The sequence below is a fragment of the Gallintestinimicrobium sp. genome, assembly GCF_046968865.1.
GTDB lineage: Bacteria > Bacillota > Clostridia > Lachnospirales > Lachnospiraceae > Gallintestinimicrobium > Gallintestinimicrobium propionicum.
The window spans coordinates 131,957-144,344 of the sequence record NZ_JBKVPW010000003.1 but is presented as its reverse complement, the minus strand read 5'-3'; the positions used below and the strand labels follow the sequence as shown (position 1 = coordinate 144,344).

Sequence of the window (12,388 nt, the reverse complement as noted above, 5' to 3'; positions counted from 1 at the left end):
TTTTTCAATCTTCCTCCTGTATTGCCGCAGATGCGGCTGTTATTGTAAGCAATACCATTCTATCGTAACGTTTTCCTGATAATCCTCCAACCCTTTCCCATCCAACTGAATCTGCATAATTGAAGTTGACACGTTATCATTTATAACCTGTTTCAATTCCTCCAGTGTCTCCGGTACTTTCTCCAAATAAAATCCTGATTCCAGATTTGGAACTACGCTACGTCCTTCTATCCGGCTTCCATCCTCACAATCCAACATCATATTTACTGTTCCTACATGATATAACCATTTTTTAATAAACCCCTTTAAATTCAGTTTTAAATGTATTTTAACATAATCTGCATTTTCAGGGCACACAATAGTTTCATTAGAAGAACTAATTTGTTCCCCTACCTTTTCCAATTTTTCTATTTCAATCTTCTGTTTTCTTTGTGTTAAAACGCAAACATCATCAGAAATAATTTCCACCTCATAGTTATTTCGAATTGCTTCCCAAGTAAGCGGATTTTCCAAATATGGAATATGATGATCAATTGTCTCATTTGTCAACAATATCTTTTCTGATGCTTTTTCCGAACAAAACCAATCAGCAACTATTCCATCTAGCCACGGAATATATTCATTTCCATTCTGTACGGACGGATACCAAACCATATTCCATTCCGGATATACCGCTCCATAACCATTTCTCCAGGGATATACAGTTACTGTATGCTCTCCAATTGCCTCTAAAATTTCATCTGGAAGTTGATTTTCCTTTACCAATTCTTCTGGTATACTGTTCTCTCCCAAATGCGTATAATGATACATCTTCGCAGCCAAAGTTTCTTTCACATATCCCATTGAACTGCGCAAACTGTGTGCTTCTAAAATTCCTGTACATCCCACTGCCATAATCATAGCTGTTCCGCATACGTAATATATAATTTGATTCTTTCTTACAGCTTTCGCCCTCTGTCCAATTTTCTGAAAAAAAACATTCCAGTCGATCGACAAAATAGTCGCAGAAAACAACATTGCAAACAGCCAGATTCCAACTTTTAATCCGTGTCTTGTTGTTGCATATTTATAAAGGAAAAACATCGAAGCACAGCTTGCAATAATTGCTGCAGAGCTTTTATAATTACTCCACAGATTCCCTATTATCAATAATACATAACACGCAATTAAAATAATTAACCATCTGACTTCGCTTGGCTGCAGTACGCTGTCAAACTGCATAGTCAACATCCAACCAGAAGAAATTTTCAAAATTCCCGCCACATACTCAAATAAGTTTTTTATCGACGGACAATAGACCAAATAGCATACCGGCATAAGTATAATTCCCGGTAAAAACAGCCAAATACTTTTCCAGTTTTTTCTAAACAATACATCGAAAATACAGAATAAAATACAAAAAGCGAACCCACTCGTAAAGGTTGAAAACTTTCCAAAAAACATCAACAGCAAAAGCAGATTTGGAATCAATACAATATTTTTTGCACCTTTTGCCCACAATACCACCGCTAATATCATTAAGTACAACAAATAGTTATCTCTGGTCGGTGCGTAATATCCCGCCAAATAGCAACACACGGACGCCGTAATTGCCCAAAAATGAATCTTACCCTTTTGATACAATCTATACAGCTGTAACAGCATCCACAAATGAAATAGAAAAATGATCCCCCAAATAACAATACCAGACCAATATTCTATCGTATTTCCAGGTAATTTCATTAAATAAAACAAATATCCCAATGGACCATAGGTAAAATAAATATCTCTTCCGAATTTTAAATCTGTTCCGTTTACAACATTTAAGAAATACCTCCAGGATGGATCAAATCCAGTATTCTCCAATACATAAATGATATCCGGAATCATAAAAACAAATTGTACAACCAGCAAAACTGCTGCGATCCCATCCTTTATCTGTTTTACCCATGCATTTTGCTTACATATTGCAGTCCATTTTTCATTATTCCAGAATATCCATAATCCAAACAGACAAACCGCCAGCATAACAGTAATTAAAAGCCTTTCCAATCTTGAAGCTGACACTGCAAATCCATATGCGTTCAACAATTCCAACGAAGTTTCCGCACCAGAAGCTGTCAAAACAGTATTTTCTCCTACAGTTTTCTTTTCCCTTGCTAATACATATGGTGGAATAGAGCAATCCTTCGCACTGATTTCAAGAATATAACTTTCACCGGCTTTTAATCTTACCCTTAGTGGAATAAATTCCCACTCACCCGCTGTAACAGAAGAAATGGCAATTTCACTATTTGCTTTTATTCTTCCGTCAGAATCTAATACTCGAAAATCAAGTTCTCCGTTTCCGTCTTCTGCAAGGTTAATAAAAACAAACTCTATCCCCTTTAAATAATATTCTCTGGCAATAAATTCCTGAGTAATCGTTTCTTCAGTTGATACCGTCTCAAAAGTTTCTGTAGAAGGTCTTTCTGCTTCATAACCATAACGTAGACCATGATAAATCCACAAATAAAATATTCCGCTAATAAAAATACCACACACAAGAATGGATGTGAAAAGCACCTTATTAAATCTTATATTCGAAATTTTTCTTTGTCGTGTATCAACTTTCTGTTCTTTCATCTTTCCCCCACTGTTTATCTGTTCTCCTCAAACAAAATCGCCATCAGCAGCATATCCCGATAAACGCCGTTCTGCAAAAATTCATCCTTCAGGCATGCCTCCTGCACAAATCCGGCGTTTTGGTAGCTTTTGACTGCCCCGACATTATCCGCGAACACGCGCAGCATCAGCTTGTGGAGCTTTAGCACATCCCGCGCGTAATCTGCTGCAAGGCGGGCTGTTTCCGATCCGATTCCTCTGCCCGCAGCGTCCGCTTCTCCGATAAAAATTCCATATTCCGCTTTTTTATTGTCGTGGTCGATGTCCCGGAAATATACGCTGCCTACCGGTCGATCGTTATTTTTTTCACAGATAATAAACTGTACGACATGGCCGGTTTCCACCTGGGTGTGCATCCAATTTTCATGGCTTTCTTTTGTAAAAAGCTTCTGATAGATAAAATTATGCCGGACGCGATCCTGATTCCGCCACGAAACAATCCGGTCCGTATCCTCCATCGTGATCGGCCGCAGATAAATCTGCTTTCCCTCAATCTTCTGCATCAATCTCTTCTCCCCGAAACATTTCGTTTATGCGCTCTTCTGAAAGGAACTGATAAACCTCAACCCCTTCTCCTGCAGAGCCGATCCGCAGCAGCATTCCGGGTTCTCCCCGTTCCTCCAGATATTCTGTCAGCCAGGACATATCCGTGCCCTCGTCCGCCAGCAGACAGACCTTCTCACTGCTTCTGGCCGCTTCTCCCATGGAAGCATATCCAAACGCTGACAGCTTCTGCTTCGTCAGCGGGCTTTTTACCAGCCAGCCGCCCAGCAGATCATAATTGAACGGTTTATCGCGGTCCAGCATAATCTTCTCCGAATACGCCACCGTCGAATACACATCCTCTAAAAACAGCGTCGAAGCATGTTTTTCGCAATACGCAAACACGTCCTCGTTTGTCTGGTTTACCGTTTCCCTGTGTGTCTGCTCCCGCGCCACACCCTGCCACATGCCCGGAACCCGGAGAATACAAAGCAACAGGATAACACCGCAGACTGCAGCGGTCATGACAGTGTGAATACGTCCGGCGCTGCGTGTGTTGATGCCGGGCGCGGCTGTGCTCATTGCCGTTCCCCACAGCCCAACCGCCAGCAAAATCTGTGCCAGATACAGCGGATGAGTCACACGATCCACCATCCGTCCCTGCATCAGCAGATAGCTCCACAGCATTCCGCCGACACAAACCACAAAAACCGGCTGCCAGAAATATCTTCGGTTTCCTTTCTGTAAACAGCAGGAACACCATACAAAAACAACTGCCAGCCAGACAAAGTTCCAGGGCAGGTCGCTTTTCGACAACCAGTTTTCATGTGCCAGCCGCCAAATTGCTTTTTTTACCTGCAATAGCACCGATTCTTTTGCGTCTGTTTTCTTCGCCTGCACTGCCAGGGAAGAAAGCATCTGCGTGTCGATCTCATCCGCCGCCCCAAAGTTATAGTTTTTGAGCATCTCCTGCAGCGTCCTGGAAACACCCGTCTCTTCATAGGCTTCCCGGTTTTCATCGTATTGCTCAATGAAATCCAGATGGTAATCATATAATATCGTGCGCTCATCGAAAAACTGTCGGAAATCTTTCCAGTTCGGATCGGAATAGGCAAGCACGTCAAGCCCGTAAAAAACACCCATCCCGATTACCAGCGCTGCAAAGAGTCCAAGATAATGCCGCAGGCTTTCTTTGGAAAAAATCTGTTTTTCCCTGCCCCAGATGCAAAGACCGCCAGCTCCTGCAAGCGGCAGGCACAAAAGCGCCATCTCCGGACGCAGGCAGAAAGAAAGCCAATAAAGCAAAAGCGCCCAGAAGCGTTCTTTGCCCTTCGCCGTAACAACCCAAAAAATCGCCGCGCCCGCCAGCATCCCTGCCGTGACCGTGTACTGCAGATACACGAGGTGACTGCCCATCGCTGCGAACCAGAACAGAGCCTCTACAAGGAGAAGCACCCCTTTTACGCCCAGCCGCGCAGCGGTAGTATTCCATGCGCTGCATACCGCAGGCTCTGCCAGACGCGCGGCGGACGCTGCACTGCACATCCCTGGCGCAATAGACGCGCTCTCGCGTGCTGCCCGCTCCTCGTCCACCAGCACGGTGCTCCTGTATCCAACCGCCCAGATACTCCCAAACTGGCAGAAAAGCAAAAACGCGCCGAATACCGGGATCGAAAGCCCCCGGTACAACAGCGCAAGCAATGCTCCCAGCGGATACAACAGCTGCATGGTATGTCCGTCCGGCGTACCGGAATATACGCCGGACAGAATATCTTTTATCAGCACATCGTCATTCAAATCATAATAAAAGTCAAAGCGCGCCGCTAAAATCCCCGCCAGGATCAGAGCCATCGCAAGCGACAGTATGCAATTTTCGTGTTTTTTCAAAAACTGCTTACCTGCCATAAAACTTCTTCACCTGATCCGCCACAAATGCTGTCTCTTCCGCCGTCAGACCATAGTACATCGGCAGGCGCAGCAGGCGCTCACTTTCCTTTGTCGTGTAGACATCCTCTCCGTTGAAGCGTCCATATTTGATTCCTGCAGGCGCGGAATGCAGCGGCACATAATGATAAACCGCCAGAATATCCCGTTCCTTCAAATAATTGATCAGCTCCTGGCGTTCGTGTTCGTCCGCCGTCTTGATATAGAACATGTGGGCATTATGGACGCAGCCCTCCGGAACCACCGGCAGCTCAATCCTGCCTGCCTGAGCAAGTGGCGTCAGCAGCTTATAGTACTCATTCCAGCGCGCCAACCGTGCCTCATTGATCTGATCTGCCATTTCCAGCTGTGCATACAGATACGCCACATTTAACTCACTCGGTAAATAGCTGGAGCCGAACTCCTGCCAGCGATATTTATCCACCTGACCGCGAAAATATTTGCTTCGGTCAGTACCTTTTTCCCGGATGATCTCTGCACGCTCCACATGCTCTCGATCGCGGATCAGCAATGCGCCGCCCTCTCCCATGCTGTAATTTTTTGTTTCATGGAAGCTGTAGCAGCCATAATCACCGATGCTCCCGAGGGCTTTCCCTTTATAAGAAGCCATCACGCCCTGCGCCGCATCCTCAATCACAAGAAGGTTGTGACGCTTTGCGATATCCATGATCGTATCCATTTCGCAGGCTACTCCGGCGTAGTGCACCGGCACGATGGCCTTCGTCTTTTCGGTGATCGCTGCTTCGATCTGTTTTTCGTCAATATTCATGGTATCCGGACGAATATCCACAAAAACAGGCACGCCGCCCCGCAGCACAAACGCATTTGCCGTGGAAACAAATGTGTAAGACGGCATAATAATTTCATCCCCCGGTTTGATATCCGCCAGAATCGCGGCAAGCTCCGTCGCATGGGTACAGGAAGTCGTCATCAGGCACTTCGCCGTTCCAGTTTTTTCTTCAAACCAGTGACTCGCCTTTTTGGTAAATTCCCCGTCTCCGCAGATCTTCTGATTTTCCACTGCCTGGCGCACATATTCGTATTCCCGTCCCGTAAACGGAGGTACATTGAACCGGATTTTTTCCCGTCCGGTAAAGGGAAGCTTCTTTTCTTCCATGGTTGATTCCTTCTTTCCCAAAAGCGGTTTTGCAGTCCGTTTTTTCGACCGCACTGCGCTGCTTTCATTTTTATTCATAAATCTGATAGGTTCCGTTATCCAGCTTCATTTCATAGGCATTCTGCGCCAGAAACTCCTGCAGCAGCTCCCATTTCTGCGCTTCCTGCGCATCCTCTGTGTCCACCTTTCCGGGACAGAGGATCACCAGCGGCTTTTCTCCCGCCTGGGACAGCGCTTCCAAATCTGTCCGCATCGTCTCTGCCGGGTAAGTATTCATATCCGGCCAGTCATGGGACAGCGCCGAGGGCAGATCGAACAGCCAGCAAAAGCCCGGCACATCGCCAAAGGTCAAAAGCCTGCTGTTTTCCTCCAATTCATCCGCATGCTCTGCGTAATAATCCACAACATCCTGCAGCTGCTCTGCATTTGCCCGATTCGTTTTTGCACCGGAAAGCTTTTTGCAGTTTACAACCCGGGTATCCCGCTTTTGTCCCTCGATGCTGTCCCGAAAAACCGCATGCACGCCAAAGCCCGTGCTCTGTATCAGAAAAACAACCGCCACGCACACCAGCATCGCCCGGCACGCAAAGCTATACGGCAGGCGGCGCAGCTTTAACAAAAGCCGGTAGCCCATCCAGAAGGTCACCGGAGCAACCAAAAACAGGTTATTCATATTCGGATATGTTTCGTTGTTGCTTCCGATCGGTGTGATCAAAATGACCAAAAGCACCATCAACGACAACAGCTTATCCCTTCGAAATACCAGCGGATCGGCAAGGGTCCAGATACACAGCCCGATTGCCACATATAAAAGCACCATACACCACTCAAATACGCTCCAGTAAAAGGCGTACTGCAGGTTGAACATGCCGCGTCCCCATAAAAACCGCAGCAGTACCGGAAGCATGCATAGATACAGCACCATCTTGCCTTTTTCGAATTTTCCGGGGAGAAGGAAAAATAAAACCGTACCTAAAAGCGCTGCGATCCCCAAAATCAGCACCCATTTAAACGCTTCTACATAAGCAGATACAACAGAAGCAATCATAGAAAGGGATGAATACGTCTCATCCGTTCCGGAATATCCGGCAAGCCCGACAAGCATCTTCGGATATGCATCAAACCTAAACTGCAGGCTGATCGCAAGAAAACCGACAAGAAATGCCGCCACAAAGCCGATCACACAGGCAGCGACATCTTTCCAGATCTCCGCCACTTTTTTCTTTTTCAAAATGCCATAATAAAATACCGCGATAATCAGCGCACATTCTACGATGTTAGGCAGGCGCGTCAGCACAGAAGCGCCCAGACACACACCAGCAAACGCCATCCATTTGCGGTTCTGCCAGATCAGTCCGCGGTATAAAAGCACCGTTCCGCACAAAAACAGGAAAAACGTCAGGTAATTATACAGGCTCGTCGTCGGAATCCAGCACAGGCTGATTGCCGCGAATTCGCCCAGAAACACGATCCAGGACGGCATTTTGCCTTTCAGGAAAAAATACGCCAAAAGCGCCATGGCACTGACGAAAAGTCCCGTATAAAAACGCATTCCCACCAGGCTGTCCCCAAAGGGCAGGCGCATCAAAAGCGCCCCGAGCACATTTGCAAGATAGGTCGCAACCGTCCACTCCTGCCCCGCATGCGGGAAAAAGCGGTAATTTACCAGACCATAACAGGTGTCCGTCAATTCGATTCCCTGTGTAATTTTTAACAGCGGATACAAAAACAGTATCACCGGAAACAAAATTGTTCCCAATCGTTTTGCTTTTTCTTTCACGCTCTCTTTTTTCCTCCAAAAACAACCTTTCCCCGATTTGCAGCAGACCTGCCGCAGCTTTTTCCAATTCTATCGAACACACACAGCCGCAGCCGCTCGATTCCGATACAGACCACAAAAACGATGACGGACTGCATCAAAAGCACAAGAAGCATCCGTCCTGCAGTTACGCCCGTCTCACCCGGAACGATGTTCCAGAAATCCCCAAGTCGTCCGGTCAGGGCATTGACCCACGCAAACCAGCGCGGTGCAATGTCCGTCTGCTGGTGAATCAGATAAACCCCGAATACCGCAGGGCTCCAGAACCGCACCATATCTGCAAAACGCCCTTCTTCTACCTTCAGGACAGCAAACGCGCCAAACAGCCCCACCGCCGCAAGATAGGCAAACAGTGCATTATAGTGAAACGGAACGGACGCATAATAGGTCAGTCCCGTCAGTCGTCCCGCCAAAGGAAGCAGCAAAAGCTCCAGCAAAAATGTTCCCAGCGTGCAGCCTGCATACAGCACAATATTTTTGGGGAAGCTGTTCAAACGCGGCATCCCGTATTTTTTCAAATAACCGCCGGTCAGGTACAGCACTGCAAACCATCCGAAGTCATATCCGAAACGATCCAACGCAAACTGCAGCGGACTGAAGGATTTTCCGATGCAGAAAAAGAACAAAAGCGCCGCCAGCAGCTGCTGCATCCGTTTTTGGGAAAGGGTTTCCAGCCCTGCGTTGAAAAATGGGGACAACAGGCACAGCACCACATAAGCGCTTACGAACCAGTAATGTCCGGACTGCACCGGAAAAATACTGTTCCAGATGTGGTAGGGATTGAGAACCTCCGACCACGAAAGGACACCGACAAGTGCCAGAACCGGAGGAATCAGCACCGTATAAAACAACGTCTGAACCAGCACCTGCGCCACACGCCGGAAGGAAAAGGTACAGAAGGAAAGAAAATATCCGCTGATCAGCACATAAACGTTGACTGCGACAATGCAGACTGATTCTGTCACAAGGGACCAGACCCCGGCGCCCGTCACAGGGCTTCCGACATCCAAAAGCAATCCGCTGTTCGTGTTCCAGTGCAGGATCACAACCATGAACATGGCGATGATCCGAAGCAGCTCAAAATTTGCCTGACGTCCGGGCTTTCCCATGTTTCCTCCTTTCCGGGCGCACGGTGTGTTCCAAAAGTGCGCAGCGCTGTACTCCCGCCACATAAATCGTCTCTTCAGGACTACGTTTTGCTTCCGCATCGACCGTGTTCGTCGCGCATCAGCGTTCCCGTTCGATCTCCCCGTGCTCTACACGGTAAACAATATCACATTTTTCGATCGTCTGCAAACGATGTGCAATAATAATCAATGTCTTATGACCATGCAGGCTGTTGATGGATTCCATGATCGCAGCCTCTGTATCGTTATCCAGTGCGCTGGTCGCTTCATCCAAAACGAGAACCTCCGGATCTTCAAACAGCGCTCTCGCAATTCCGATTCTCTGACGCTGACCGCCGGAAATCCGGATGCCGCGCTCGCCAATGCCGGTATCCAGCCCTTCGGGAAGACTGCGGACAAACTCATCCAGACGGGCTTTTTTGAGTGCCTCCCAGACCTTTGCATCGTCGATGTCTTCATCCGCGTAACCGAATGCCACATTTTTGCGGATGGTGGAATCAATCATGAAAATCGTCTGGGGAATGTAGCCGATATTTTTCAGCCAGGATTCGTAATGATCCCGAATCTCCACACCGTCTGCGAGGATATGTCCCTCCTGAATCGACAGCAGCCCCAGCATAATATCCACAATCGTTGTCTTGCCCGCACCGGAGGTCCCCACAATGCCGACAGATTTTCCGGCAGGGATCTCCATATGCGCATGGTCGAAGATCAGCACATCGGAATTCGGATATTTGTATACAATATCATCCAGTACAATTTTATCCTGTAGGGGCAGCTTATCCACCGGCTTGCTTCTCCGATAGGCAGCTTCGTCGTAAACCACGTTTTTGTCGTTGATTTCCTCCTGCAGATTGTCGGACACGCCCATAAAAAAGGGCTCGAAATAGGAAATCTGTGTCAAATAGTTGTTGATCCGGTTTGCAGAAGGCAGAAGCCGCATGGCAGCAACGCCGAATGCACCCAGCTGGCTCACCATGCTGGTGACATCCTCGCCGGACAGGATCATGAAAATCAGGTACAGAATCAGTCCCGCCATGCAGACCGTCTCGATCAGCAGACGAGGCGTCGCGTTAAAAATATTGTATTTCTGCACTGCGCTCACATAGCCGTGACCGCATTTACCGTATTCCCGGATGAAATAATTTTCTTTATTAGCAATTTTGATTTCCTTGATGCCCATAACGGATTCTTCAATCCATTTGTACAGACCGCTGTAATAATCCTGGTTCTCGATGCCCGCCTGACGCATGATCGGCTTTAAAAACTGCTTGATCACAAGCAGCGTCACGATCAGAAGCGCCGCTACCGTCAGGATCATCTGCGGAGCCATCGCGGTCAGCGTAACCGCCAGCAGGACGAAAATAATCACTTCACTCATCAGCTGCAGCAGCGCGAGAATCAGACCGTACATGTTATTGACATCAGACGTGATCATACGCTGGATGACAGAGGTATCCGCATTCAGATAATATTCATAGGGGCGCTTCATGAAATTGATCATCATGCGCTGAGAGGTCTCAAACTGGTTCGTGTATACAAAGCGCAGCTGCACCACATTCTGAAAATACAGAAAAACGTTTTTTAACACAAAGCCCAGAATAATCAGCACCAGAATCAGCGTCGTGAAATATCCCGGTTTCTGAAAGCCTGTCCATCGGTAAATCTGCGCCAGGGCGCTGTCGCCCTCCACGCAGCTCGGGTCCATAATCATCTGAATCGCCGGTACCACAAGACCGATGCTGACGGTTTCCAGAACCGCACCGATCACCATCATAAACAGAATCTGAACCATTTTCAGCTTCTGCTTCCGGTTCATCAGAACCATCATTTTACGGTAAATTTTTTTCATGAAAGCGTTCCTTTCGTTCCTGCAGCCCTATTCCAAAACTGCTTCTTAAAAAATCTGCTCATTAAAGCGGTGTTTTTGAGGATCTTCGTACAGATCCATAAAGTCATCCCCCAGAAAAACCTTTTCCTTTGCAAAATGAATCGAATCCGGCACGGTATACACGGAAACTACCTGATCGAATTCCAGTCCCTCGATGAAATTCAGGATTTCCATCGGGAACTTTCCATCCAGCACAATATCGTCCGGGAACAGCTTATGATAGTCTAAAACATCTCTGGGATGCGGTTTTAAAATCACCTGCGCATCCTTTCCGTATTTTGCTACGATATCCCGGAAAATCTGCTCGCGCACCGGCAGCTCGCATAATGGCTCCGTCAGCACCAGCACCTTGTGCTCATGATGCACGCCGGTCGTAAGCTGCGTCATCAGCGTATCCAGATCCTCCATAAAAATCCGCAGAATCGTATTTTTATCGTCCTGCGTCAGCCTGCGCACCATCGCTTCCCGCGGCTGTTCGATATATTTGGAGCAGGGATATTTCAGGATTGACGTATTGTTGACCTCCATATCCACGCAATATTTACTGTATCCGTTCTGGATAAAAATCAGGTTATGCGCCGCAAGAAAGGCTTTCAGTCCGAAATGCCCTCGGTTGTCATAGCGCGCGGTATCGTAATAGCAGATACAATCCAGACCGTCCTCCACCGCATGATAGTGGATTTTCTTATAATTCAGATAATATCCGATCGGATCGGAATCGCAGAACACATAGATGTCCTGATACTTTTTAAAATCCACCGGCACATAGGGCTGCTGCAGCTTTCCGTATAATTTCGTAAAAATCATTCTGGAAAACAGGTTAAACACCAGATTTCCATGATCCTCATGATAGCGTGCCAGCTGCGGGAACGTATGCTCTTCCTTTTCCTCGAACATAAAAACAGCTTCAAACAGACCGCTTTTTTCTGCACGCTCCTTCAGGCTGCCAAAGTCGTTCGACATCGTGCTCAGCACCAGATCCGCCTTTCCGCGCATTGCCCTTGGAAGCGTCAGCTCCTTTAAACAGGCAACATATACATGATAATAAGTATGGCAGACATAAATTCGCTCTTTTGGCTTTCTCTTTTTCATTTTCGTTTTTTCTCCGGCAATTTCTGGTAAACCTGATGAAACCATCCCAGTTAAACCAGTTGACTCCATTGCATAGTCGTTATATTCTACCATACTTTTGTCTGCCATTGCAAGACAATGCGCTTTCGTTCACGCCATTACAGTTTACACAGTTCACCCGCGCCATTCGCAAAATCGCATCTTCGATGCTTTCCGCTGCTTCGCAGCTCACTTTTGCTCATAAAATGGCGCTCTCTTCGTGATTCCGTGCGCGCATCTTCTCATGCAAGCAT

The 12,388-nt window shown here is 47.2% G+C and carries 8 protein-coding genes; all 8 read right to left on the bottom strand.

The window, feature by feature from the left end:
* Positions 1 to 39 precede the first annotated feature (39 nt).
* The 8 genes from ACLTOQ_RS04140 to ACLTOQ_RS04105 all read right to left on the bottom strand — a co-directional run bounded on the left by ACLTOQ_RS04140 (position 40) and on the right by ACLTOQ_RS04105 (position 12,116).
* Positions 40 to 2,604: a hypothetical protein gene (locus tag ACLTOQ_RS04140; RefSeq protein ID WP_412271061.1), complete on the bottom strand. Its 2,565-nt coding sequence runs from the start codon at positions 2,602 to 2,604 to the stop codon at positions 40 to 42.
* 14 nt (positions 2,605 to 2,618) lie between these two features.
* The gene (locus ACLTOQ_RS04135; RefSeq protein WP_021914968.1) at positions 2,619 to 3,146 is read right to left on the bottom strand and encodes a GNAT family N-acetyltransferase; all 528 of its coding nucleotides are present in this window, start codon (positions 3,144 to 3,146) and stop codon (positions 2,619 to 2,621) included.
* Entirely contained in the window at positions 3,133 to 5,031 is a 1,899-nt protein-coding gene (locus tag ACLTOQ_RS04130) for a hypothetical protein (protein ID WP_412271063.1), read from the bottom strand. The genes ACLTOQ_RS04135 and ACLTOQ_RS04130 overlap by 14 nt, the downstream gene beginning before the upstream one ends.
* Positions 5,021 to 6,187 (bottom strand): dTDP-4-amino-4,6-dideoxygalactose transaminase, encoded by a 1,167-nt coding sequence (rffA, locus tag ACLTOQ_RS04125; protein ID WP_412271129.1) that lies wholly within the window; start codon positions 6,185 to 6,187, stop codon positions 5,021 to 5,023. Before rffA ends, ACLTOQ_RS04130 begins: the two co-directional genes overlap by 11 nt.
* A 70-nt stretch (positions 6,188 to 6,257) precedes the next feature.
* Positions 6,258 to 7,967 (bottom strand): hypothetical protein, encoded by a 1,710-nt coding sequence (locus tag ACLTOQ_RS04120; RefSeq protein ID WP_412271065.1) that lies wholly within the window; start codon positions 7,965 to 7,967, stop codon positions 6,258 to 6,260.
* Entirely contained in the window at positions 7,964 to 9,115 is a 1,152-nt protein-coding gene (locus ACLTOQ_RS04115; protein ID WP_412271067.1) for an acyltransferase, read from the bottom strand. Before ACLTOQ_RS04115 ends, ACLTOQ_RS04120 begins: the two co-directional genes overlap by 4 nt.
* 118 nt (positions 9,116 to 9,233) lie before the next feature.
* Positions 9,234 to 10,985 (bottom strand): ABC transporter ATP-binding protein, encoded by a 1,752-nt coding sequence (locus ACLTOQ_RS04110; protein ID WP_412271069.1) that lies wholly within the window; start codon positions 10,983 to 10,985, stop codon positions 9,234 to 9,236.
* 45 nt (positions 10,986 to 11,030) lie between these two features.
* Entirely contained in the window at positions 11,031 to 12,116 is a 1,086-nt protein-coding gene (locus tag ACLTOQ_RS04105; protein WP_412271071.1) for a glycosyltransferase family 52, read from the bottom strand.
* Positions 12,117 to 12,388 lie beyond the last annotated feature (272 nt).

Bases quoted from the DNA above. Each gene is read 5' to 3' on its own strand.
- ACLTOQ_RS04140 (WP_412271061.1), bottom strand. From the start codon at position 2,604: ATGAAAGAACAGAAAGTTGATACACGACAAAGAAAAATTTCGAATATA.
- ACLTOQ_RS04135 (WP_021914968.1), bottom strand. From the start codon at position 3,146: ATGCAGAAGATTGAGGGAAAGCAGATTTATCTGCGGCCGATCACGATG.
- ACLTOQ_RS04130 (WP_412271063.1), bottom strand. From the start codon at position 5,031: ATGGCAGGTAAGCAGTTTTTGAAAAAACACGAAAATTGCATACTGTCG.
- rffA (WP_412271129.1), bottom strand. From the start codon at position 6,187: ATGGAAGAAAAGAAGCTTCCCTTTACCGGACGGGAAAAAATCCGGTTC.
- ACLTOQ_RS04115 (WP_412271067.1), bottom strand. From the start codon at position 9,115: ATGGGAAAGCCCGGACGTCAGGCAAATTTTGAGCTGCTTCGGATCATC.
- ACLTOQ_RS04110 (WP_412271069.1), bottom strand. From the start codon at position 10,985: ATGAAAAAAATTTACCGTAAAATGATGGTTCTGATGAACCGGAAGCAG.
- ACLTOQ_RS04105 (WP_412271071.1), bottom strand. From the start codon at position 12,116: ATGAAAAAGAGAAAGCCAAAAGAGCGAATTTATGTCTGCCATACTTAT.